Origin of the sequence: Xanthomarina sp. F1114, assembly GCF_026410255.1 — a bacterium.
Lineage (GTDB): Bacteria > Bacteroidota > Bacteroidia > Flavobacteriales > Flavobacteriaceae > Xanthomarina.
In genome coordinates, this window is record NZ_JAPMLL010000006.1 from 88,048 (window position 1) to 113,406 (window position 25,359).

The window sequence follows — 25,359 nt, forward strand, 5'->3', positions numbered from 1 at the left end:
CTGAATTAGTGTCAGAAAACAAAGAACATATCATTCTAGAAACAGAAAACCTTAATATTGGTTATAAAACCAAAAAGAAGGAATCTGTAATAGCATCAAAAATCAATATTCAACTACAAAAAGGAGAACTTATTGGTTTGGTTGGTGCTAATGGCATTGGAAAGTCTACCTTATTACGAACTCTGACAAATGTTCAAAACGCACTAAATGGCGAAGTTTTTATTAATGGAAAATCACTTTCAAACTACAGTTCCGAAGAACTTGCAAAATCCATGAGTCTGGTTTTAACAGATCCCATTGCTTCAAAAAACTTATCGGTTTTCGAATTGGTGGCTTTAGGAAGACATCCATACACCAATTGGGTTGGAAATTTAACTACCGAAGACATCAACATTGTTAATCAGGCTTTAGTTCACACAAATATTGAAACTTTAAAGCATAAAAAATGTTTTGAATTAAGCGATGGGCAACTTCAAAAAGTATTGATTGCTCGTGCTTTAGCTCAAGATACAGATTTAATTATTCTCGATGAGCCAACCACGCATCTAGATATGTACCACAAAGCTTATATTTTAAAATTGCTTCAAAAATTGGTGAAAGATACAGGGAAAACCATCTTATTTTCTTCGCATGAAATAGATTTAGCTATTCAGCTCTGCGATAAAATGATAGTTATGACTCCCGAAAAAGTGGTTACAGATCAACCTTGTAATTTAATTTCAGAAGGAACTTTTAATACGCTTTTTCCCAAAGATTTAATTGTTTTCGATGAAACAACTGGGAGTTTTAGGGTGAAGAAATAATCTCTTGCTACACAATACAAAATGTGAGTTCTGAAGCTCAATTCTTAGATTCTTCTCTTTATTCAGAATAACTAATTTCCTATCTTTGATAAAATTCAATTTTAATTCATGACCGATAACCTTATTCTCATTGTAGCCATTCTTATTGCTGGTGGTATTGGTGCCTATCTTGGTATGGCTTTTACAAAACTTAAAACTAAAGGCGAAAAAAGCACACTCGAAGAACGTCAGAATCAACTAAACCTTGCTATAACCGATTTAAAAGCTACAATTTCCAAGATTGAAGTTGAACGCAATGACATTCGCAACGAGAAAGACTTATTAAATTCTGAATTAACCAAACGCAATACCGAATACGAAAATTTAGAGAAGCAACTTTTAAAACGCGATAAAGAAATTGCACTCCAACAAGAGCAATTACGCAAAGATTTTGAACTTCTGGCTACAAAGATTTTAGATGAAAAATCTGAAAAATTTACACTTCAGAATAAAGAAAATATCAAACAAATATTAAACCCTCTACAAGAAAAAATTCAAGTTTTTGAAAAGAAAGTTGAAGACACTCAAAAGGAAAGCATTAGCATGCATTCTGCTTTAAAAGAGCAGTTATTAGGCTTAAAAGACTTAAATCAGCAAATGACTAAAGAAGCCACTAACCTTACCAGAGCTTTAAAAGGCGATAGTAAAATGCAAGGAAATTGGGGAGAATTGGTGCTAGAACGTGTTCTTGAAAAATCAGGCTTAGAAAAAGATCGCGAGTATTTTGTACAACAAAGCTTTACCCGCGAAGATGGTTCTCGCGTACTTCCAGATGTGGTTTTACACTTGCCAGATAATAAGCGCATGATTATTGATAGTAAAGTATCGTTAACAGATTACGAACGCCTGGTAAATGCTGAAGATGACGAAAGAGCTTTGTGGTTAAAGGCGCATGTAAACTCTATTAAGAGACATGTGGATCAGCTTTCTGAAAAGAAATACGAAGATTTATACGATATAGAATCTCCTGATTTCGTCCTGATGTTTATACCTATTGAACCTGCATTTGCTGTGGCTATAAACGAAGATAATACGCTTTACAATAAAGCTTTTGAGAAAAATATTGTTATTGTAACTCCAGCCACTTTATTAGCTACTTTACGTACTGTTGATACCATGTGGAATAATGAAAAACAACAAAGAAATGCCTTAGAGATTGCCAAACAAGCTGGGGCACTTTATGATAAATTTGAAGGCCTAGTAATTGATTTAACTGGGGTTGGCAAAAAAATTGATGCTGCAAAAACGGATTATTCGGCAGCCATGAACAAATTGGTGGAAGGAAGAGGCAATATTATTGGTCGTGTTGAAAAACTAAAAAAAATGGGAGCTAAAGCAAAGAAATCACTTCCGGATGCTATTATAAAACGTGCTCAAATTCAAGATGACGAGGAGTAGTAAAACAAAAACTTTATGAAAAATTTTCTTATTAAATTTTTAATCGTAATTATTTTAGTTCTTTCGGGCTATGCTGTTTTCGTGTATTTTGCAACCTATAGCAATGGAATTAGAGCTGGAGAACTAGTACAGTTTAGCAGTAAAGGAGTTATTATAAAAACCTGGGAAGGCGAGATAAGCCAAGGAGTATCCGAAGGACAGTTATTTAAATTTTCTGTGGAAGACAAAGAAAAGGAAGTCATTCAAAATTTAAAGGATTTTCAAGGTAAATACGTAAAACTTCACTATTTTGAACGTTATAATAAGATATTTTGGTTAGGAGACACTAAGTTTTTTATAACCAAAGTTGAAGAAGACACAGAACGCAATAACAGACGCTTTTAAATGAGAGACACTTTTAAACCAGCAGAATATTCCCGAATTTCCATTTCTGAATTAATGAAACCCTCCCACTCCAATTTTAATGGCAAAATACATGGAGGGTATCTTCTTAATTTAATGGATCAAATTGCTTTTGCTTGTGCTTCTAAACATTCGGAAGCTTATTGTGTTACAGCTTCTGTGGATACGGTAGATTTTTTAAACCCTATAGAAATTGGAGAATTATTAACCATGAAAGCTTCTATAAATTACGTGGGAAACACATCTATGGTGGTTGGAATTCGCGTGATTTCAGAAAATATTATTACAGGAAAAATTAAACATTGCAACTCTTCGTATTTTACAATGGTAGCTAAGAGTGATGATAATAAATCTGTTTCTGTTCCGGGTTTAATTTTAACTACTAAAGTTGAAATTAGACGTTTTTTAAAAGCTATTGAGCTTATTAAAACCAAAAACTCAAGACATAAAGAGTTTAATCAAAAGTCTTTCTCAGCAACAGATTACCTGCATGTACTAGAGCCATACAAGGTTAAAGTAAAATTATAGAGCACTTATTCTACTGGTTTTCAGTATAAATATTTAATTTTCTTCAAAATATATTTGCATTTACCATAAAACAAACTATCTTTATTATCACGCAATAAGGTGATATTTAATAATATCCCTTAATAACGTGATAATTATTATTATCATGTAATAACGTGATAATATTAGACTGCAATTAATTAGAAGAAATGACAAGTGTAATAACAGGAGACATCATAAAGTCTCGAAGTGTAAACAATCCGGAGCTTTGGTTACAGACCTTAAAAACTGCCTTGACTACTATAGAAGCAGATAAATCTTTATGGGAAATTTACAGAGGAGATAGTTTTCAACTAGAAATAAAGGATATTAATAAAAGTTTTGAAGCTGCCATCTATCTTAAAGCTTGTATAAAAACTATTAAAGAGTTAGATGTTAGACTTGCCATTGGCATTGGATCTAAGACATATTCTGGAAAACAGATTACAGAATCACAAGGTGAAGCATTTCAACATTCAGGGGAAACTTTAGAAACTTTAAAAAAAGAGAAACAGAATCTCAAAATAAAAACCTCTAATAAACAGTTAAACAAGGAGTTAAATCTTTATTTTAGATTAGCTTTATTAAGTATGGATAGCTGGACAGTGAATTCTGCCGAAATTATCAAATTAAGCCTAGAAAATCCTAATGCCATTCAAGAAGACTTAGGTAAACTTTTAGGAATTAATCAGAATACCATTAGTAGAAGACAAAAACGAGCTAATTTGGACGAAATTCTAGAATTGAACAGTATGTATCAACAAAAAATAACACAAGAATTATGATGCTTTTAATCAAGCTATTTTTGGCACATTTAATTGGCGACTTTGTTTTTCAGACTAAAAAATCGATAAAACAGAAAGAGAGATTAAAACTAAAATCTCCCGTTTTATATATTCATATTGCCATTCATTTTGTTTTACTATCACTTATTCTTTGGGATATTTCATTATGGCCAATTATTCTAACTATCACTATTTCTCACTTTATAATAGATGTTTTAAAACTAAAATTTCAGAAGAAAAAAACAAAGCGTTTATGGTTCTTTTTAGACCAATTGTTTCATATAATCATGATTTTTGTGGCGTACTTCCTCTTTACAGATAACAGTCTTGAAGTCTCGACCATTTTTACGGAAACAAATGTATTGCTTCTTACCTGTGTGCTTTTTCTAACCCAGCCTGTTTCTATAATCATGATGACTATTTTTAGCAAATGGAACATAGAAAAGTTAACAACAGGTAATGAGTCTTTAAAAGATGCCGGTAGATATATTGGAATGTTAGAGCGCTTGTTGGTGTTTATATTTATAATTTCAGATCATTGGGAAGCTGTTGGATTTTTAATAACAGCAAAGTCGGTATTTAGGTTTGGAGATTTAAAAGAAAGTAAGCATAGAAAGTTAACCGAATATATTTTAATAGGAACGCTAATTAGCTTTGGAATTGCCATTCTTACAGGATTACTCTTTCTTTATTTAACATAAATAAAAAAGCCACCAGAAATAATCTGATGGCTTTAAATATTATTTAAAACAGGTAATTTATTTACTTAAATACATTTTACGTCTTGCGTATAAGTTGTAAAATTCGTCGTCTTTTAAACTATCTATAAATAGAATACTCTCTCCGGTACTTTTCATTTCAGGACCTAATTGTTTATTCACATTATGAAATTTATTAAAAGAAAAAACTGGTTGCTTGATTGCAAAACCTTTTAACTGTGGATTGAAGTTAAAATCTGTTACTTTCTTTTCGCCCAACATAATTTTAGTTGCATAATTTACATAAGGTTCTCCGTAAGCTTTAGAGATAAAAGGTACAGTTCTAGAAGCTCTTGGATTGGCCTCTATAATGTAAACAATATCGTCTTTTATTGCAAATTGAATATTAATTAAACCAACTGTTTTTAAAGCTAGCGCTATTTTTTTGGTATGATCTACAATTTGTTGCATCACAAATTCGCCAATATTAAAAGGAGGTAAAGTAGCATTACTATCACCAGAGTGGATTCCACACGGCTCAATATGTTCCATTACACCAATTATATATACATTTTCACCATCGCAAATGGCATCTGCCTCGGCTTCAATAGCTCCATCTAAATAGTGGTCTAATAATAATTGATTTCCTGGCATTTGTCTTAATAAATCAACAACATGCTCTTCTAAATCTTGTTTATTAATTACAATCTTCATTCCCTGTCCACCTAGTACATAAGAAGGTCGAACTAAAATAGGGAAGTCTAAAACATCTGCAATGGCAGCTGCTTCGTCTGCTGTTGTAGCAATATCGAATTGAGGATAAGGAATATTATTTTCTTTAAGTAAATTAGAAAACAACCCTCTATCTTCTGCTAAATCTAAAGATTGATAAGTAGTACCAATAATTTTAATTCCATATCTATCTAATTTTTCGGCAAGCTTTAAAGCTGTTTGTCCACCAAGTTGTACAATAACACCTTCTGGTTTTTCGTGCTTGATAATGTCGTAGATATGCTCCCAGAATACAGGCTCGAAGTATAATTTATCGGCCGTATCAAAATCTGTTGAAACCGTTTCTGGATTACAGTTAATCATAATGGTTTCGTATCCACATTCTGCAGCCGCCAAAACGCCATGAACACAGCAATAGTCAAACTCTATTCCTTGACCAATTCTATTTGGACCAGAACCTAGAACAATAATTTTTTTCTTATCGGATACCACGCTTTCATTATCTGAGAAACGTTTCCCATCTACTGTTTCAACTTCGTTTTCGAAAGTTGAGTAATAATATGGCGTTTGTGCTTTAAATTCGGCCGCACAGGTATCTACTAATTTATAAACACGATTAACACCTAACTCTTCACGTTTTTTGTAAACCTGACTTTCTAAGCAGTTTAGCATGTGAGCAATTTGTCTGTCGCCATAGCCTTTTTGCTTAGCTTCAAGAAGTAAATCGCGTTCTAAAGTGTCTATAGTGTAATTTGAAATCTCTTTTTCAAGAAAATATAGCTCTTCATATTGCTTTAAGAACCACATATCAATTTTTGTAATTTCGTGAATTCTACTCAATGGAATTCCCATTTGAATAGCGTCGTAAATTACAAATACACGATCCCAGCTAGCATAAGTTAATTTGCTAATAATCTGATCGTAATTCTTATAACCTTTTCCATCTGCTCCTAATCCATTACGTTTTATCTCTAGAGATTGTGTGGCTTTATGAAGTGCTTCCTGGAACGAGCGTCCAATTCCCATTACTTCTCCTACAGATTTCATTTGAAGTCCTAAGGTTCTATCACTCCCTTCAAATTTATCAAAATTCCATCGTGGAATCTTCACTATTACATAGTCTAGAGTAGGTTCAAATAAAGCAGATGTAGATTTTGTAATCTGATTTTCTAATTCATCTAAATTATAACCAACAGCTAATTTGGCTGCTATTTTTGCAATAGGATAACCGGTTGCTTTTGAAGCTAAAGCCGAAGAGCGAGATACTCTTGGATTAATTTCAATAGCAATAATATTTTCTTCATCATCTGGACTAACCGCAAATTGCACGTTACATCCTCCGGCAAAATCGCCAATACTACGCATCATATGTATAGCCATATCGCGCATTCTCTGGTAAGTTTTATCGCTCAATGTCATAGCTGGAGCTACTGTTATGGAGTCTCCTGTATGGATTCCCATAGGGTCCATATTTTCTATAGAACATATAATTACTACGTTGTCGTTTCTATCCCGAAGTAATTCTAATTCGTATTCTTTCCACCCAATAAGTGCTTTATCAATCATAACTTCGTGAATTGGAGAAATTTCCAAACCACGGGTTAATAACTCATCAAATTCTTCCTCTTTATACACAAAGGATGCTCCTGCTCCACCTAAAGTAAAGGAAGCTCTAATAACTAATGGAAAGCCAAATTCTTGAGCTATTTCTTTTCCTTCCAGATAAGAAGTTGCGGTAGCTTGCGGAGCCATTGGCACTCCAATACCTAACATTAACTCTCTGAACTTTTCACGATCTTCAGTAATATTAATGGCTTCAATATCTACACCAATAATTTCCACATTAAAATCTTCCCAAATGCCTTTTTCATCAGCTTCAATACATAAATTTAATGCTGTTTGTCCACCCATTGTAGGTAAAACGGCATCAATTTGCGGATGATCTTTTAATATTTGAACAAGAGATTTTGTAGTAAGTGGCAATAAGTAAACATGATCCGCCATAGAAGGATCTGTCATTATTGTTGCTGGATTAGAGTTAATTAAAATGGTTTCTATTCCATCTTCTCTTAGCGATCTTAATGCTTGAGTGCCTGCATAATCAAATTCGCATGCTTGACCAATAACTATTGGACCAGAACCAATAATTAATATAGACTTAAGGTTTGTATTTTTAGGCATTTTCTTGGTAATGTATTGTTATTATTGTGTTTGCAAAAATACTGAATAGTACATATAAAAAAAGGCGTTACCGTAAAGTAACACCTTTATATATTAACAATTGTTAATCATTATCTTTTATGACTTGCTTCAGAAGATACAGATATTTTCTTTCTTCCTTTGGCTCTTCTACGAGCTAATACCTTTCTACCATTGGCAGAGGCCATTCTTTCTCTAAAGCCATGTTTATTCTTTCTCTTTCTTTTTGACGGCTGAAATGTTCTTTTACTCATTACTTATATCTTTAAAAATCTTCTTAATTAGCTAAATCAATTGTTTTATCCCTATGTCTAAAACTGAGCGCAAATATACGAAGCCTTTTTTATTTCACAAACCTTATTTTAAAAATATTTTTTCAATAAAATTTTAGTTTCTTTGCAGTATCAAAACAATCGCTTTAAAATGAACCTTTTTGTTGTAAAAATATCAATTTGTTTTCTCTTGTTTTCTACACTAGCATTTGGGCAACAAACCTTAGAATATAAACTTAATATAGGTGATAATCTGACTGTTACACAAGTTGCTCTACAAGAAATTGTTCAAAACATGAACGATTCTAAGCATGAAATGACCAACAATTTAGAATGTGATTTTAATTTAATTGTCACTGCTAAAACAGATAGTTCTTACCTTATTAATTTCAGTTTTAAACGATTAAAACTAAAAACCACCTCTAATATCTATGGTGAATTAATGAATGTAGACACCAATAAAGAGATAAAAGAAGGAGATGTTGAGGCAAAAATGTTTGCAGGTCTAACTAATGCCGTTCTAAAAATGGAAATGTTAAAAACAGGCAAAATAGTAAAAATAACAGGTACAGAAGCTATGATTAAAAAAATGGTTAATGAAACTGGAATAGAAGACGAATTTACCAAAGAACTCATGTTTGAAGCTGTAAAAAAAGAATATGGTAGCGAAAGTCTGTCCAGAAGTTTCGAACAAATGACCTACTGCTATCCTGAGAAAAAAGTTAAACTAAACGACCAATGGACAAATAGTTTTTCTGGAGATCTAGACGCCACAAATATTTGGACACTAAAAGAAATTAGCAATAATATTATACTAAGTGCTGCCAGTGATGTTAGTATCACTTCTGAAGAGGAAACACATGTTATGAAGTTAAAAGGCACCCAGAAAACACAAGTTATTGCAAATAAAACATCTGGATTTCCAGAGTTTATTACAGTCGATTCTAATACCAAAGGAGTAACTGTAATGGATCAAATGAAAAAAGTAAAAATACCAACAACAATTATATCTAAAACAACTTATAAAACTAAAAAACATGTACAATAAAGTATTTAAATTAATAATTGCAGGTTTAATAATTGCTTATGCTATTTATCAATTTACCGAAGGGTTTATAGGTAATGGTATTATGTATCTTCTTTTATCTACAATTTTTATTTTTCTGTATTTTAAAAACGAATTTATTCTATTGGCTTTTTTACGCTTGCGTAAACAGGACTTTGCAGGTGCAAAAAAATGGTTAAACAAAATTAAAAACCCTGAAACGGCATTGGTAAAAAAACAACAAGGATACTTTAACTATCTTCATGGGATTATGGTTTCTCAGGAAAATATGAATGAAGCCGAACGATACTTTAAAAAAGCTATAGATTTAGGTTTATCTATGGATCATGATTTGGCAATGGCAAAATTAAACCTGGCAGGAATTGCATTCAGCAAAAGACGAAAAAATGAGGCTCAAAAACTTTTAAGTGAAGCTCAAAAGCTAGATAAACGAAACATGCTTACTGATCAAATTAAAATGATGAAAGACAATATGAAAAAAGCACAAATGCCAAATCAGCATTTTGGAGGTCATAAACAACAACGTGCAGGAAAACGCAGATAATTTTAGATGCTTAGTATTATAGTTTGAAGTCTCAAGGATTATAATTCAGAGTCTCTGGTTATTGACAGGCAATAAAAACCTTTAATACCAAATATTAAAAAAGCTTAACTCCCATAATAAGAGTTAAGCTTTTTTTTATGCTAAATATTTAGTTTACAATGCTTTTTACGTATAAAAGTTTATAAAAAATTAGTTTTATACCACTCTACTTGTTTTTTAACCCCTTCCAATAAAGTTGTTTTAGGATTATAATCAAGTAGTTTTTTAGCTTTATCAATATTAGCTTTGGTGCGCAGTTGGTCTCCTGCTCTAGCTTCTACATGATTCATTTTAATAGATTTACCAATTACTTTTTCAACAGCTTCAATACCTTCCTGGGTAGTGTGTTCAACTTCTGTTCCTAGGTTTATAATTTCACCATCTACTCGAGTTTCTTTATCAATAACACTTACAATTCCATCTACAATATCTCCTACATACGTAAAGCTTCTTAAATGTGTGGTACTACCTTGATATAATGGAAAGGCTGTATTATTAAAAGCACAAGCAATTAATTTAGTGTACATTTTTTCAGGTCTTTCACGTGGACCAATAACTGAATACAGTCTTAAAGAACACGACTTTAAGAGTTTTTCTCTAGATTTTTGAAGCACCAACTGTTCTGCAGCTAATTTAGTAACTCCGTAATGCGATGCTGGTTTAGCTGCCATGCTTTCCGGAAATGTTGCTTCTAAACCATAAATAGATGAAGTTCCAATATTAACCAGCATTTTTAAATCTGGTAATTGTAACGCATAATCCAATAAGTTTTTGGTAGCTAATATATTATTCGTGAAATAATCTTCAAAAGTTGAAGTTTTAGATATACCAGGTTGTGCTGCAAAATGGAAGATATAATTAATATCCTTAGGCAAAGAAGATACAAGATCTTCATCTCTTAAATCTTTTTGAATAACAGTTATGCCTTTATCGGTAAGTGCTTTCTCATTTAACTTTTTAAGAGTTTCACTGTAATACGGCGAGAAATTATCGACACCTATAACCTCATGTCCTAAACTTTGTAAACGCTCTGCAGTATGAGAACCAATAAAACCAACGGCTCCAGTTATTAAAATTTTCATATTTATTTTCCTATTAAAATGTATTTCAAAAAATATAAGATTTCTTCTTCGTCCTAAATTTATGAATAATTAAACTATTACAAAGAAACATTTTTTTTTCTGTAAGATTAGAATTCTTTAAAAAAGAATACATTTGCAGAACCAAGAATGAGTTTATGAGTTACCAGTTTACCATTATAGTTCCTGTATATAATGAGGAAGATAATTTAATTCGAGTAGAACAGGTTCTTTTGGATTACACAAAAATAGCAAGCAAAAAAGCTAAAATATTGTTTGTTAATGATGGATCTAAAGACAAGAGTCAAGAGCTTATTGAAGCTATTTGCAGCAGACAGGCTAATTTCACTTTTATTAGTTTTAAGGAAAATAGAGGTTTAAGTGCTGCCATAAAAGCTGGTTTTGATTATACAGACACAGAACTTGTTGGTTATATAGACTCCGATCTACAAACAGCTCCTGAAGATTTTAATTTACTTTTAGAACATATTGGAGAATACGATTTGGTAACTGGTGTTCGAGCCAATAGAAAAGATAGTTTTGTAAAGAATATGTCGTCTACCATTGCCAATGGAATTCGCCGTGCCTTTACACATGATGGAATGGATGATACGGGTTGTCCATTAAAAGTTATCAAAACAGATTATGCCAAACGCATACCCATGTTTAACGGCTTACACAGGTTCTTACCCGCCATGATTTTATTACAAGAGGGGAAAGTTATTCAAATTCCTGTACAGCATTTTCCAAGAATAGCAGGAACAGCAAAGTTTGGGTTATGGAATAGATTGTTTGGACCTTTAATGGATTGCTTTGCTTATTTATGGATGAAGAAAAAATACATCAACTATTCTGTAGCTAAAAAGAGTTCATGAGTAGCTGGTTAATATATAGCATTGGTTTTTTAGCGCAGATTTTGTTTTCTTCAAGACTAATTGTCCAATGGCTAACTTCAGAAAAGCAAAAACAAGTTACCACGCCAACCTTATTTTGGTCTTTAAGTTTAATAGCATCCTTTTTATTATTTGTTTATGGTTATTTAAGAAACGACTTTGCTATTATGCTTGGGCAATCCCTGACCTATTTTATATATATTAGGAATTTACAATTACAGAATCAATGGCAACGGTTACCTAAATTGGTACAGCTTTTTTTATTTTTTGTACCCATACTCATTGTAATATTCTATTATAATAACAATGCTATAGACGTGGATTTATTGTTTAAAAACGAAGCAATTCCAGTTTGGTTATTGGTTTTAGGAATAGTATCTCAAACTATATTTACACTTCGTTTTGTGTATCAATGGATATATTCCGAAAAACGCAAAGAGTCTACTTTACCCCTGGGTTTTTGGCTTTTAAGCCTAATAGGATCTATATTGATATTGATTTATGCTATTTTTAGAAAAGATCCAGTGCTCTTTGTAGGACATATTTTAGGAACTATTATTTACGTTAGAAATCTTGCTTTATTACATAAATCGACATGATAGAAGGCATTAAAAACAATCCCGTTTTAAGTATTTGTTTGTTTACAACAATTGCGCTGTTACCAAATCTTGATGTTATAAACGTTACTATTATGGAAGCTAGAAATTTCATTACGGCTCGAGAAATGGTTCAAGATGGCAATTGGTTATTAACTACAATGAACGGCGAAGCTCGATACGAAAAACCGCCTTTACCAACTTGGTTAACCGCTCTTTCGGGAATGATTTTTGGATTAAAAAGTGTATTTGGATTAAGGCTACCGGCTATTTTATTTATAATGTTTTTAGCTGTTTCTATTTTTAAAATATCCATGCTGCTAGTAAAAGACAGAGCGCAAAGCGTACAGCATGCATTTATTGCTTTAACTTCATTTTATATTATTGGCATCACCATTGAAGCTCCTTGGGATATATTCTCTCATGCCTTTATGTGTTTTGCCGTCTATCAGTTATTTCTTCTGTTTGAGAAAGATAAAAAATACTGGAAACACACTATTTTGGCAGGTTGCTTTATTGGGTTCTCTATTTTAAGCAAAGGTCCCGTTTCCATGTATGCTTTAATGCTTCCTTTTCTATTAGCTTATGGTTTTACTTATAAATTCAAGAATATAAAAGCCAAAGCATTTTCTTATTTAAGCGTTATTATTTTAGCTTTAATTGTTGGAGGTTGGTGGTATCTGTATGTTAGACTTCAAGATCCGATTACGTTTAATGCTATTACTGAAAAAGAAACCTCAAACTGGTCTAGCTATAACATAAGACCATTTTATTATTATTGGAGCTTTTTTACTCAAAGTGGACTTTGGACAATCCCGGCCTTTATTAGTTTATTATATCCGTATTTAAAGTCTAGAGTCAACCATTTAAAAGCCTATCAATTTAGCTTACTTTGGACACTTTTAGCTGTGGTATTATTATCGCTAATTCCAGAAAAAAAATCGAGATATTTAATGCCTGTTTTAATTCCTTTAGCAATCAATATAGGATTTTATATTAACTATTTAATTAGACGCTTTAAAACTATTAAAGACAAACGGGAAACATTTCCTGTATACTTCAATTTTGGGTTAATTGCTCTAATAGGACTTGCTTTTCCGGTGTTAGCCTTCGTGTTTTTAAAAGATAATATCTCAAGTCATTGGTTTTCATATATACTTGCATCTATAGTTTTATTTACAATAGGTGTATTTATCATTTTCTATTTAAGAAGAAAAAATATAATCATGGTTTTTAGACTCACAGTCTTATTTTTTGGAAGTGTAATCTTAACAGCTTTACCTCTTTCTGAAGGATTAACTAGCGAGACATATAACCCGATTTCAAGTCTTAAAGACGAAGTAGATCTTGAAGGTATTCCCATGTACGGAAATCATTATATTTCTCCAGAAATGCTTTGGTATTATGGCGGAAAGATTCCGTTTATTTCTTTAAATGATAATTTAGATACATTTCCGAAGGAGAAAAAATTTGGACTTCTTACATCTGAAACGATAGATAAAAACACATTAGAAAAATTGCAAGAAGCATTTATTGTAAAAAGAATAACTACCTACAACTTAAATCGAGCCTCAGTAGATTCCAGGCAATACAACGACAGGCTTCTAAATGTGTATTATGTTTTTGAAAGAAAATAAATCGTGATAATTTCTACTGAATACCAAACTCATGTATTATAATATAACATTTCGTACCTAAAGGCACGAGGTTTTATTTGAACATTGTTTGCTACCAATATATTGTCCCTAGTGGGACAGGAAAACATTAAAACTTATAATAGCTACCAATATATTGTCCCTAGTGGGACAGAAAACATTAAAACTTATAATAGCCACCAATATATTGTCCCTAGCGGGACAGGAAAATATTAAAACTTATAATAGCTACTACCAATATATTGTCCCTAGCGAAACAGGAAAATATTAAAACTTATAATAGCCACCAATATATTGTCCCTAGCGGGACAGGAAAACATTAAAACTTATAATAGCCACCAATATATTGTCCTTAGCGGAACAAAAAAATCGTGATACTTTTACCAATATGCGAATCCTATTGGACGGGAGAAAACAAAAATCTTTTGACGCCTATAACAAGATCTCTTACCCTACAGAATAGAAATATGAAAAAAACCCTATGTTCTACTTTTTGATAAAACAGCCATTGTCCCTTTAGGGACGATATACCGGTAAAGAAAAGTATGGAGAATTTCAGTTGTGCCTTTAGGTACAAAATATGAGGTGAAAACAGTCTTAATTTTAATTAAAACACCCAAATAAATTAATACAACTTATATTTATTCTTTAAATACTGACTTAATTTATAAAACATAAAACCAGAAAGCGCTCCAAAAAGAAAGCCACATACAACATCTAGTGGGTAATGAACTCCAATATATATTCTACTATAACCCATTGCTGCAGACCAAAACAGCAAACCAAAAATAAGGTATTTGTATTTTTGTCTTAATAAAAGACCTGCAAAAACAGCTACAGCCATAGAGTTTGATGCATGACCAGAGAAATAGCCATATTGTCCACCACAGCCTTTTTTAACAATTCTCATTACCTCTTTTACTCCTTCTTGATGACAAGGCCTTAAACGTTCAAAGCTATATTTAAACAAATTGGTTATTTGATCTGTAAACGTTACCATAAGAGCAATTGTTACTAAGATAATTAAGAACATACGTGGGGTATGTTGTTTAAAAATTAAATATAACAAAATGGCATAAAAAGGGATCCAATAGAACTTTGTGGTATAAAACATCCAAAAACCATCCCAGGTATTGCTACCTAAATTATTGAGGTATAAAAAAAGTTCTGTATCTAAATGTAGTAACTGCTCCAACATATTAAAAAGTATCTAAAATTATAAGTGTTTTTGACTCTCTAGGTTATCAACCTATTAGAAGCTCTAAAGTACTTTAAGTTTTATTAATCCTCATAACGAGAAATTTCTCTATCGTAAAACTCATTGGCTTGCTGAATTAATCCTTCAGCCTCAATTTCAAGTTCTTTTTGATCATGCTGATCGAAATCCTCCAGCCACTCTACTTCATCATCTTCTAGATTGATTATAAATCTAGGAAAATCTGTATGTATTACAAAAATTGCTGTTGGAAAATCGGTATTATCACCTAATAAGAATTTTGGAAAGTCCATTCTTTATAATATTATTCGTTATTTAAAATTAGTTTTTTGGTCAGATAATTAAATCGAATATACAACAAAATTGCGGCTGTTGTTAATCCTGCCAAAAGTCCGAGCCAAATACCAAAACTACCATAGGCTTCTTCTCTTCCTAAATAAAAACTAATAGGAAAGCCAATCATCCAATAAGAGATAAAAGTTATAATAGTTGGAATTTTAACATCCTGTAAGCCTCTTAAAGCACCAAGCATGACTACTTGAATGCTATCGCTTATTTGGAAGAATGCAGCTGCAATTAATAATTTAGACGCAATTGTTACTACTTCGGTATTATCAATTAGATTATCTAAATCGTCAAAATCGACATATATTTTCGGTAATTGTTTATGAAAAACAAAAAAGATGGTAGCAAAAAATACAGCTAAACACATTCCTAGTAAAAAAATGGAAAAAGCAATACGTCTCAACTCCGTAAAATTTTTCAAACCTTTTTGATTTCCAACACGAATCATAGCGGCCACACTTAAGCCAGTAGCAACCATAAAAGTCATGGACGACAGATTTAAAGCAATTTGATTGGCCGCCTGAGGGTTTTTACCAAGCAATCCACTAATCCAAACGGCAGAGGTAAAAATACCAACTTCAAAAAACATTTGCATGGCGCTGGGCGCACCTATATTCAACATTTTTTTAATCATAAACTTATCTAAAACAAAAATCTTAATATTTGTTACATAAGCTTTAGATTTCTCCTTCCCCTTTAATAGCCACCAGATGTAAGCAACCATAACAAATCTAGAAATTAAAGTTCCATAAGCGGCTCCAACAATACCTAGTTCTGGGAAACCAAATTTTCCAAAAATTAACAGATAGTTAAAAAAAACATTAACCACATTTGCCAGGATAGTAGCGTACATGGGGTATTTAGTCATAGACAAGCCATCACTAAACTGTTTAAAAGCCTGGAAAATAATTAAAGGAATTAATGAAAATGCTACTAAGTCCAAATATGGAATAGCCAACTCTACCACTTCAATGGGCTGTTTCATTAAATACATTAGAGGTTTTGCAAAAAGCAATATTGTGAAAAGTACAAGTCCTAATGCTGTACATAAAAACAACCCATGCTTTAAAGCAGATTTACCTCTTACAAAATTATTTGCAGCATCTGCTTCTGCAACCAAAGGTGTGATTGCGGTTGAAAAACCAATTCCCAGAGACATAGCTACAAACATAAAACTATTACCTAAAGACACGGCTGCCAAATCTGCCGTACCTAACTGTCCAACCATGATGTTGTCTATAAACTGTACAAAGGTATGCCCAAGCATACCTAGCATAACGGGAGCAGACAATTTCCAGTTGTATTTAAATTCTTTGGTGTAGTTCTTCAAAACCATTTTGCAAAAGTAGTATTTCGCTTTTTGTTATACTAACTAAGAATGCTTTTTGTAACAGTTTAACATGGCATTAAGAATTCCATATATTTTCATTAAGTATCTTGTTTCAAATTTTTTTTATGAAATTATTTATCTTCATTTTACTCATCACTTTTACTACTTTAGGTTTTTCACAACAAAACCCTAAACCTTTTCTATCAGAAATAACCAACACCTTTCCTAATGTTAGAGATCTTGCAATATCTCCCAATGGAAATGAAATACTATTTACCGCTCAAAGTGTCATGGGGAATTTGTCAGCCATTGTGTCTTCAAAAAGAATAAATAACTCATGGACTAAGCCAGAAGTGGTATCATTTTCTGGTCAATTTTATGATTTAGAGCCTTACTTTTCTTCAAATGGCCTGAAACTTTATTTTGTCTCTAGCAGACCTTTATCTAACGAAACTTTAGAACCTAAAGATTTTGATATTTGGTATGTGGAACGCCCAACTTTTAGCGATCCATGGTCTGAACCAAAAAACATGGGATCTCCTATAAATTCAGAACATGGAGAGTTTTATCCTTCTATTGCTGATAATGGTAATCTTTATTTTACTCGAGATAATCCAGATTTAAAAACGAAAGACGACATCTATGTAAGTGAATTTATAAAAAATAAATACGAAACTCCTAAAAAATTACCAAACGGCATAAATTCTGAAGGTTATGAATACAATGCTTTTATAGCTCGGGACGAATCTTATTTACTATTTGGTAGTTATAATAGAAAAGATGGTTTTGGAAGTGGCGATTTATATATTAGTTTTCTAACAAAAGAAGGCTGGTCTGTTGCTGAAAACTTAGGCGACACAATCAATTCTGACAAAATGGATTATTGTCCGTTTGCTGATAGCAAAACAAACACCTTATACTTTACAAGTAAACGAGATAATACCAAAGTACAGCATAAAAAACCTTTAACTACTGAAGAATTTATTACTGAAGTAAACAAGGCAGACAATGGTTCTAGTAGGTTATATCAGGTTTCTATAGATGGTTTTTTGAAAAGAAATTAACAATTGGCATTTCTGACACAAAGAGCTTAACCTCCACAAACTCATCTATCATGTCATTCACTTTTTGAGCTGCAGAATTATAAACTCGGTATTTGAAATCTACAACTTATATAAGCATCCACTTTTTTTCCATTAAGTTCAGCAGGTAACCACTCTCCTCTGGTTTTGTTTATTTTTTCTTTTATAATGTCAGAAAAATCTGGATTCCAAAAAGAATTTGTAGACTTAATTTCTCCTATAGTCCCATCTTTTTTTATTAAAATAAGAACATGCGCATAAAAATCTTTATTGTCTTGATGCTTCTTTTTTAACATAATATATTCAAGTTCTATGTCCTGTTTCGTGTATAAGAACTCTCCAATTAATAAAGGTGGACTATCCAGAGTTTCCCAAACAGATTCTCCATTAATAACCACCTCATATTCACTCGTTTTAATATACTTATCAACGTATAATAATGTATTCGTATCAAAATTAAACGTTTGAAGCTTTTTTCCGTATACACCATCATAATATTCCCAAACTCCAACCTTTCTTCCATCTTTATAATACCCTATGCTTCTAGGTAATCTAGTTGATGTAAACCACTCTTGCCATAAGCCATTCTTTTCATTTAAATGATAATTTCCAGAAACTATTAGCATTCTATGAGACAAATTATACTCTTTATAGTACCCTTGTTTTGTTTTTTTATCGGATTTTAGTACTTGGTATTGGGTTGAAACTAAAAAATTCTTTTCTGTTATTCTTTTAAGTTTTTCTGGCTTTTGGGCTGTAGAAATCGACACACAGAGTAACAAACAGAAAGAAGCTATAAGATATTTTATTTTCATAGAATTTGGGGGTGAAAAATTTAATAAAAAACTAACATAAGAAATAATTTAAATTTTTGAAATATTCAACTTAGACTCCTCAAACTCGTGCATCATATCTGCTACAATTTGTGCTGCTGGTTTTATATCGTGAATTAGACCTGATATTTGTCCTATTTCTAATTCCCCATCCTCTAAATCGCCTTCAAACATGCCTCGTTTGGCTCTGGCTCTTCCTAGTAGTTCTATGAGTTCTTCTTTAGTTGGAGAGGTTTTATATAAGTCTTGAATCTCATTAAAGAATTTGTTTTTTATCAATCTTACTGGCGCCAATTCTTTTAAAGTTAATTGGGTATCCCCTTCTTTAGCATCTACAACTACTTGTTTAAAAGCTTGATGTGCTGAACTTTCTTCGCTAGCCACGAATCTGCTTCCTACTTGTACAGCATCGGCTCCTAAAACCATGGCTGCCAACATGGCTTTTCCAGTAGCAATCCCTCCAGCCGCAATTAGTGGGATTTGCAATTGCTCCTTCACCATTGGAATTAAAGTTAGAGTTGTAGTTTCATCTCTTCCATTATGTCCCCCGGCTTCAAATCCTTCTGCAACTACGGCATCCACCCCAGCTTCTTGAGCTTTTAAAGCAAATTTCACACTACTCACCACATGAACCACAGTAATCTCCTTATCATGTAACCAACTGGTCCATGTTTTTGGATTTCCTGCCGAAGTAAAAACAATTTTCACACCTTCTTCCACGATAATATCCATAATTTCCTGAATATTAGGATAGAGCATAGGTACATTCACCCCAAAAGGTTTATCGGTTGCCTTTTTACATTTCTGAATGTGTTCTCTTAGAACATCTGGATACATAGATCCGGCTCCAATTAGGCCTAAAGCGCCTGCATTACTTGCTGCTGAAGCCAGACGCCAGCCGGAATTCCAAATCATCCCTGCTTGAATTATTGGGTATTTTATTTGAAAGAGTTGGGTTATTCTATTTTGCATTATTTTTTAATAAGTTTTTTAGTTATCGTGCCGTTTTGGGTTTCTATTTTTAATAAGTAAACCCCATTAGATAAAGACGACACATTAATTTTAGATGAATTTAATAAGTTTTTTTCTAACATCTCTTTTCCTAAAATGTTATATAAAGTTATTTGTACTTGTTTTTCTGAAGCTGGAAAAGATATGTATAGATTGTTACTAAATGGATTTGGATAGATATGAATTTTATCCTGTAATATTTCAACATCTTCAATACTTAAACCTTGGTTTAAAGCCGAAGCCAAATTAGGAATTCCATAACCCATTAAATAGTCTGGTGCATTGTATTGAGAAGCCGATTCTCGAATTAATTGCATAATTTGAGAATTATTTAAATCTGGTAAAGCCTGCCACAAACAAGCTATAGCTCCAGCCATTATGGGCGAACTAAAAGACGTACCATTTGCAACACCAATTACATTATCTTCCCAAATAATAGCACTTGCTTGCCCTTGAGTTACCACATCTGGCTTTTGAGTAGGCTGAAATGCACTACCTTGAGAGCTGAAATTTGCATAATCGCCATTAGAATCCACGCCACCAATGGTAAAAACTCCTGCAGCATCGGCCGGAGCATTTAATCCGTTTGCCCCTTCGTTTCCAGCAGAATTGACCACTAGAATTCCTTTTTCAAAAGCAATATTAGCGCCTTTACTAATATAAGTAGTTAAGCCATCTAAATCTGCATCTAAATGTGTGTAATTTGGATTATCGTAAGTTTTATAGCCTAAAGAAGAATTAATAATATCTACCCCTAAACTATCTGCACGTTCGGCAGCCTCAACCCACAGGCTTTCTTCTATCGGGTTTTCGTTAGGCGCATTTTCAGTTCTAAATAAATAATAAGACGCATCTGGAGCTGTGCCCACATATTCATCTTCTATATATCCAGCCATTGTACTTAGAACATTAGTACCGTGAGAACTTGAAGTGTTAGCATAAACATCTGGGTTTCTATCGTAGAAATCATAACCACCTAAAATTCCATTATTGTCTCTTAATCGCTGAAAACCTCCCATGGTATTTACATTAGGAAAACCTGCATCAATTACTGCTATAGTTATTCCAGTTCCAGTATAATTATCTTGATGAAGGAGATCGCCTTGAATCATTTCAATTTGATTGGCTGCAGAACCATAATTAAAACTTGTCCGACGTGTTTCTAACTCAAATTTATTCTTAGGAACCTCTAGTCTAGCGTTAAGATTATTATCGGCAAAAACAATGTCGACCACATAAGCTAAACTTAATAAACTATTAATATCACTTTCAGTTCCTCTAACATGGACCGCATTAAACCATTTGGATTTTGAATGAACGCTAATGCCTGTTTCAGCTTTTAACTGGGAAATATAAGTTTCGTTTACAGGGACATCGCGTGCATCGATAGAAACCCCATGAGCTTGCTTTCTATCGATAGCTTTTTGAGTTAAAATAGATATGGGATTTGCTATGGATGCAGCAACATTTTCTTTATCTGTTAAATACACCCAAGCATCTTCCTGTGCAAAAATCTGAAGTTGAGAACAAAGTAGTAATAAAAAAAGTAGTCTTGAGATCATGAGTGTGACATTTACTCATGCAATTTAAGAAATTACTCCTGAACCAACTAATTCATCCTCCAGATACCATGCAACAAATTGCCCTTCGGTTATGGCCGATTGTGGCGCTTGAAATTCTACATACATTCCAGAATCTACTTTATATAAAGTTGCCTTTTCTAGAGGTTGTCTATATCTAATTCTAGCCATAACCTCCATAGTTTCGTCTAATTGAAGTTCTAAATCTTCACGAACCCAATGCAATTCTTCGTTTGAAACAAAGAGAACTGTTTTATACAAACCTGGATGTTGTTTACCTTGTCCTGTATAAATAATATTATCTTCTACGTTAGTTTCTATCACAAAAAGTGGATCTACTGTTCCACCAACTGCCAAACCCTTACGTTGTCCTTTAGTAAAATAATGAGCCCCTTGATGTTTCCCAACTACTTTTCCATCTTGTTGGGAATACCTAATTCTTTTTGATAAAAACTTAAGCTCTTCTTCTTTAGATTGAAAAGCTGGACGCTTTTGTTGATAAGCATTAAAATCTTCTGAAACCTCAACAATAACACCTTCTTTGGGTTTTAATTGTTGCTGAAGAAATTCTGGTAATCGCACCTTTCCAATAAAACAAAGGCCTTGAGAGTCTTTCTTTTCGGCAGTTATTAAATTTTGTTTTGCTGCTATTTCCCTTACTTCGGACTTTTGTAATTCGCCTATTGGAAATAAGGCCTTTGCCAATTGTGCTTGAGACAGCTGACATAGAAAATAGGATTGATCTTTATTTGCATCTGCTCCAGCTAATAATTGATGAATCTCTTTTCCGTCCTTTTCAATGGTGTTTTTTCTACAGTAATGACCAGTTGCAACATAATCTGCACCAAGGTTCAATGCAATTTTCATAAAGACGTCAAATTTGATTTCTCTATTACAAAGTACATCAGGATTTGGAGTTCGCCCCTTTCGGTACTCGTTAAACATGTAATCTACAATACGTTCTTTGTATTGCTCACTTAAATCGACAGATTGAAAAGGTATCCCTAGCTTATCTGCTACTAGCATGGCATCGTTACTATCGTCTAACCAAGGACATTCGTTAGAAATAGTCACGGAATCGTCATGCCAATTTTTCATAAATAAGCCAATAACCTCATAACCTTGCTCTTTTAACAAGTAGGCTGCCACACTGGAGTCTACACCTCCAGAAAGTCCAACTATAACGCGTTTTTTCTTCATAATTTCAGTTTGCAAAGATACGATTTTTAGATAAAAGCATAGCTATTAGCTTCTTATTAAATTATTCAAGACTATATAAACATCTACTTATCAGCTTATTAAATCCTATTATCAGACATTTCAAAATATAGTGTTTTAAATGTGAGTATTTTTTAATACTTTTACTGCACTTAAATTTAGGTAATTCTTCTACTTCGATTGATTAATAGCTTACTCATCTTGAGGCATACCTAAAAAAGTGAAGCTCCTTATTTTTATAAGGAGCTTTTATATTTTAAGAGCAATTTAATGCTTTTAGTCCCTTTTTAAATATGGGTTTTTACTATAAACGGTATAATCCTTTTCTTCACTTAAAGTCCCATCCTCCTTATAATATTTCCAAACTCCATCTTTTCTATCGTTTTTATATTGTCCTTCAATTTCTAGAACTCCGGCAGATGTATAAAATTTAGCCTCACCATGTAAAAGTCCATCCTTGTATGTATAAACCTTCATTACTTTTCCGTTCTCATAAAACCAAGTAGCCTTACCATCTAGCTTCCCTTTTTTATAAAAACGTTTTTCGGCTATTTGACCAGATTTATAATAAACCAAACTCTCGCCCGCCAAAACACCTTCATTATTATAGTGCTCTAAAGTCATTATCTCCTTAGAATCTTTATGATAATAAATCCATTCTCCAATATAGTCTTTACCATTCATCTGGCCTTTACTGATTGTGTTCCCATTAGACGCATAAAAAAAGACTTCAGCCAAATTATCTTTCTCATTAAACTCTTTGGAGGCTGTTAAAACAGCATTATTATTAATGTTTTTATAAAATTTAAAGATACCTATTTCTTTTCCATGTTTAAATTCGCCTTCATAACGAACAATGTCGGTGTTTTCAAAATTCTTTTTCCAAACACCATGTCTTTTACCATTTTCATCAAATTGGTTAATAGTTTGTGCTAAGAAAATACTTGGCATAAATAAAATTAAAATAACTAGAATCTGCTTCATACTCATTAAAAGTTTACAATTTAGAAATCGTTATTATAACGATGGGATTATAAAAATGTTATCTAACAAAAAAGCTGCCAAAAATGGCAGCTTTAAATTATTTCTTATTTTTATTTTGTGCTTGTTTTTGCTGCTCTGCCTGCTCCATCATTTCCTCCATTTTCTTTTGGAAGCGATTTTGTTTTTTAGGTTTCTTTTTATTCACCTGTATTTGCGCATGAATTTTATCTTCGTCCAGGATATAGTTCTTAATTACTAACATAATACCAATACTAATGGTATTAGAAATAAAGTAATACAAACTCAATCCTGACGCATAGTTGTTAAAGAAGAAAAGCATCATTAATGGCGAGAAGTAAATCATGTACTTCATCATTTTACCCATATCAGGCATTCCTTCTTGTGTTGGCTGCGATGCCATTTGTTGTCCTGTTGTCATTTTCATATAAAAGAAAATAGCGATAGCTGCCAAGATTGGGAACAAACTAACATGATCTCCATAAAATGGAATTTTAAATGGTAAATATAATACAGCATCATAAGATGATAAATCGTCTGCCCAAAGGAAACTTTTCTGTCTTAAATCGAATGCTGTTGGGAAAAACATAAATAAAGCATAAAATACCGGCAATTGAATAAGTCCTGGTAAACAACCACTTAACGGACTAGCACCAGCTTTATTTTGAAGCGCCATAGTTTCTTGTTGCGCTTTCATTTTATTGTCTTTGTTTTTTTCTCTAATAGCGTCTAATTCTGGTTTTAACACCTTTAATTTTGCCTGAGATAAAAATTGCTTGTACTGCACAAACGACATTAACAATTTAATAAGAATAGTCATGACAATAATAGCAATTCCATGAGGCAAGAAACTACTTAAGAATCCGAAAAGAGGAATAAAAATGGCTTTATTAATCCAGCCAAAAATACCCCATCCAAATGGAATACTTTCATCTAAATTATCGTCGTATTTTTTTAATACTTTACTGTCTGTAGGTCCAAAAAAGAACTTTAAAGGCTGATTTACTTCTCCAGCTTCGAAAGTTAAAGGAAACTTTGTTGTATAACGTTTTGTAAATACTGTATCGATATCTTCGTTTTCAACTAAATCTTCAGACGTAATTCTAACGCTTTTTATTGGGTTCTTAGAAACTAAGATAGAACTAAAAAAGTGCTGTCTGTAAGATAACCATTTAGCATCTTTTACTGTTTCCTCATCTTCTCCCGCTTGAGATAGTTTGTCAACTTTTTTACCGTCGTGTTGATAGGTTAAACGCGTATACCGGTTTTCGTACGAAATACTTTGATCATGACGATAGGTATCTAAATCCCAATTCAGGTTTACTTCTTGAGAACTGTTTATTACATTGCTTAAACCTTGTGATCTAATGGTAAAATCTACCATATAATCGTCCGGTTTTAGTTCATAACGGTATTCTAAATATTTATCCGGAGATACTTGTAATTTCATTGAAACCACCGTGTTTTCTCCATTTTTAGAAATAGTTGGTTCGAAGTAAAGATCTCTGGTATTTAAGATTCGGCTATCTGTTGTACCAAAATTAATATTAAAATCTGTATTTCCATTTCTTACTAAATAAATAGGAATTGAATCGAAATCGACAAATTGTTTCAATCTAATTTCAGATAAATACCCACCTTTATTGCTAAATTTAAGAGCTAGAACGTCATTTTCAACCAGTGTTTCTTTATTGGTAGCCGATGGAAGTGTTGAAGAATATGCAAACGCACCTAATTTATTATTTAAAGCAACTAATTGCATAGAATCTGTAACTGTAGCTGCAGAAAAATCCTCTGCAGTTGTTACAGCTGTATTTGTTTTTTCGGTTGCTTTTTTCTCTGCCTCAACTTGTTCTTGTTTGGCTTGTTCTTGAGCTGCTTTTTCTTCTTCGGTAGGCGCATTAGTATACATCATGTACACTAAAATTCCAAAAATAAGTACAAATCCGATAATCGAATTTATGTCAATTTTCTTTTCTTCCATATTTAATTTTTC

24 protein-coding genes are annotated in these 25,359 nt (G+C 32.6%); 12 read left to right on the forward strand and 12 right to left on the reverse strand.

The genetic code is table 11. From position 1 onward, the window contains the following. Positions 1-8: 8 nt before the first annotated feature. The 6 genes from OS188_RS06280 (at position 9) to OS188_RS06305 (ending at position 4,674) form a co-directional block, all read left to right on the forward strand. Positions 9-803, forward strand: coding sequence for an ABC transporter ATP-binding protein (locus tag OS188_RS06280; protein ID WP_267147976.1), 795 nt, complete (start codon positions 9-11; stop codon positions 801-803). A 108-nt stretch (positions 804-911) separates the two neighbouring features. Then, complete coding sequence (locus tag OS188_RS06285; protein ID WP_267147977.1) at positions 912-2,240, forward strand: DNA recombination protein RmuC; 1,329 nt, start codon at positions 912-914, stop codon at positions 2,238-2,240. A 15-nt stretch (positions 2,241-2,255) separates the two neighbouring features. Next, complete coding sequence (locus tag OS188_RS06290; RefSeq protein ID WP_267147978.1) at positions 2,256-2,624, forward strand: DUF8785 domain-containing protein; 369 nt, start codon at positions 2,256-2,258, stop codon at positions 2,622-2,624. Beyond that, positions 2,625-3,170, forward strand: a complete 546-nt coding sequence (locus tag OS188_RS06295) for an acyl-CoA thioesterase (RefSeq protein ID WP_267147979.1) — start codon at positions 2,625-2,627, stop codon at positions 3,168-3,170. It abuts the gene before it with no gap. Between the two features lie 188 nt (positions 3,171-3,358). Beyond that, on the forward strand, positions 3,359-3,973 hold the full coding sequence (locus tag OS188_RS06300) for a transcriptional regulator (protein ID WP_267147980.1): 615 nt from the start codon (positions 3,359-3,361) through the stop codon (positions 3,971-3,973). Further along, positions 3,970-4,674, forward strand: a complete 705-nt coding sequence (locus tag OS188_RS06305) for a DUF3307 domain-containing protein (RefSeq protein WP_267147981.1) — start codon at positions 3,970-3,972, stop codon at positions 4,672-4,674. The genes OS188_RS06300 and OS188_RS06305 overlap by 4 nt, the downstream gene beginning before the upstream one ends. Positions 4,675-4,731: 57 nt before the next feature. On the opposite strand, the gene carB is transcribed toward OS188_RS06305, so the two are convergent. After that, positions 4,732-7,584: a carbamoyl-phosphate synthase large subunit gene (gene carB, locus OS188_RS06310; protein WP_267147982.1), complete on the reverse strand. Its 2,853-nt coding sequence runs from the start codon at positions 7,582-7,584 to the stop codon at positions 4,732-4,734. A gap of 110 nt (positions 7,585-7,694) precedes the next feature. Next, positions 7,695-7,856: a 50S ribosomal protein L34 gene (rpmH, locus tag OS188_RS06315; protein ID WP_267147983.1), complete on the reverse strand. Its 162-nt coding sequence runs from the start codon at positions 7,854-7,856 to the stop codon at positions 7,695-7,697. A 169-nt stretch (positions 7,857-8,025) separates the two neighbouring features. On the opposite strand from rpmH, the gene OS188_RS06320 reads away from it, so the two are divergent. Next, complete coding sequence (locus OS188_RS06320) at positions 8,026-8,922, forward strand: DUF6263 family protein (RefSeq protein ID WP_267147984.1); 897 nt, start codon at positions 8,026-8,028, stop codon at positions 8,920-8,922. Next, a complete protein-coding gene (locus tag OS188_RS06325) occupies positions 8,912-9,484 on the forward strand; it encodes a DUF2892 domain-containing protein (protein WP_267147985.1) in 573 nt (190 codons plus the stop codon). Before OS188_RS06320 ends, OS188_RS06325 begins: the two co-directional genes overlap by 11 nt. Positions 9,485-9,663: 179 nt before the next feature. Here the strand turns inward: OS188_RS06325 and OS188_RS06330 are convergent, their stop codons facing one another. After that, complete coding sequence (locus tag OS188_RS06330) at positions 9,664-10,605, reverse strand: NAD-dependent epimerase/dehydratase family protein (protein ID WP_267147986.1); 942 nt, start codon at positions 10,603-10,605, stop codon at positions 9,664-9,666. A gap of 155 nt (positions 10,606-10,760) precedes the next feature. On the opposite strand from OS188_RS06330, the gene OS188_RS06335 reads away from it, so the two are divergent. The 3 genes from OS188_RS06335 to OS188_RS06345 are packed head-to-tail and all read left to right on the forward strand — an operon-like array spanning position 10,761 to position 13,728. Next, positions 10,761-11,477, forward strand: coding sequence for a glycosyltransferase (locus OS188_RS06335; RefSeq protein WP_267147987.1), 717 nt, complete (start codon positions 10,761-10,763; stop codon positions 11,475-11,477). Beyond that, positions 11,474-12,094 (forward strand): lipid-A-disaccharide synthase N-terminal domain-containing protein, encoded by a 621-nt coding sequence (locus OS188_RS06340; protein ID WP_267147988.1) that lies wholly within the window; start codon positions 11,474-11,476, stop codon positions 12,092-12,094. The genes OS188_RS06335 and OS188_RS06340 overlap by 4 nt, the downstream gene beginning before the upstream one ends. Further along, positions 12,091-13,728, forward strand: a complete 1,638-nt coding sequence (locus OS188_RS06345) for a glycosyltransferase family protein (protein ID WP_267147989.1) — start codon at positions 12,091-12,093, stop codon at positions 13,726-13,728. Before OS188_RS06340 ends, OS188_RS06345 begins: the two co-directional genes overlap by 4 nt. Positions 13,729-14,371: 643 nt before the next feature. On the opposite strand, the gene OS188_RS06350 is transcribed toward OS188_RS06345, so the two are convergent. The 3 genes from OS188_RS06350 to OS188_RS06360 form a co-directional block, all read right to left on the reverse strand. After that, positions 14,372-14,944 carry a phosphatase PAP2 family protein gene (locus OS188_RS06350; protein WP_267147990.1) on the reverse strand — a complete coding sequence of 191 codons (573 nt, stop codon included), beginning with the start codon at positions 14,942-14,944 and terminating at the stop codon, positions 14,372-14,374. An 83-nt stretch (positions 14,945-15,027) separates the two neighbouring features. Next, positions 15,028-15,255, reverse strand: coding sequence for a DUF8828 family protein (locus tag OS188_RS06355; RefSeq protein ID WP_267147991.1), 228 nt, complete (start codon positions 15,253-15,255; stop codon positions 15,028-15,030). Positions 15,256-15,266: 11 nt separating this feature from the next. Then, the gene (locus OS188_RS06360; protein ID WP_267147992.1) at positions 15,267-16,643 is read right to left on the reverse strand and encodes an MATE family efflux transporter; all 1,377 of its coding nucleotides are present in this window, start codon (positions 16,641-16,643) and stop codon (positions 15,267-15,269) included. A 119-nt stretch (positions 16,644-16,762) separates the two neighbouring features. On the opposite strand from OS188_RS06360, the gene OS188_RS06365 reads away from it, so the two are divergent. Continuing rightward, positions 16,763-17,701 carry a TolB family protein gene (locus tag OS188_RS06365; RefSeq protein WP_267147993.1) on the forward strand — a complete coding sequence of 313 codons (939 nt, stop codon included), beginning with the start codon at positions 16,763-16,765 and terminating at the stop codon, positions 17,699-17,701. Positions 17,702-17,778: 77 nt separating this feature from the next. Here the strand turns inward: OS188_RS06365 and OS188_RS06370 are convergent, their stop codons facing one another. The 6 genes from OS188_RS06370 to yidC form a co-directional block, all read right to left on the reverse strand. Next, positions 17,779-18,534, reverse strand: a complete 756-nt coding sequence (locus tag OS188_RS06370) for a toxin-antitoxin system YwqK family antitoxin (RefSeq protein ID WP_267147994.1) — start codon at positions 18,532-18,534, stop codon at positions 17,779-17,781. A gap of 48 nt (positions 18,535-18,582) precedes the next feature. After that, positions 18,583-19,524 carry an NAD(P)H-dependent flavin oxidoreductase gene (locus OS188_RS06375; RefSeq protein WP_267147995.1) on the reverse strand — a complete coding sequence of 314 codons (942 nt, stop codon included), beginning with the start codon at positions 19,522-19,524 and terminating at the stop codon, positions 18,583-18,585. Next, the gene (locus tag OS188_RS06380; protein ID WP_267147996.1) at positions 19,524-21,125 is read right to left on the reverse strand and encodes a S8 family serine peptidase; all 1,602 of its coding nucleotides are present in this window, start codon (positions 21,123-21,125) and stop codon (positions 19,524-19,526) included. The genes OS188_RS06375 and OS188_RS06380 overlap by 1 nt, the downstream gene beginning before the upstream one ends. A 24-nt stretch (positions 21,126-21,149) precedes the next feature. Further along, positions 21,150-22,343, reverse strand: a complete 1,194-nt coding sequence (mnmA, locus tag OS188_RS06385; protein ID WP_267147997.1) for a tRNA 2-thiouridine(34) synthase MnmA — start codon at positions 22,341-22,343, stop codon at positions 21,150-21,152. Between the two features lie 294 nt (positions 22,344-22,637). Further along, positions 22,638-23,345, reverse strand: a complete 708-nt coding sequence (locus tag OS188_RS06390) for a toxin-antitoxin system YwqK family antitoxin (RefSeq protein WP_267147998.1) — start codon at positions 23,343-23,345, stop codon at positions 22,638-22,640. Between the two features lie 97 nt (positions 23,346-23,442). Beyond that, complete coding sequence (gene yidC, locus OS188_RS06395; RefSeq protein WP_267147999.1) at positions 23,443-25,347, reverse strand: membrane protein insertase YidC; 1,905 nt, start codon at positions 25,345-25,347, stop codon at positions 23,443-23,445. Positions 25,348-25,359 lie beyond the last annotated feature (12 nt).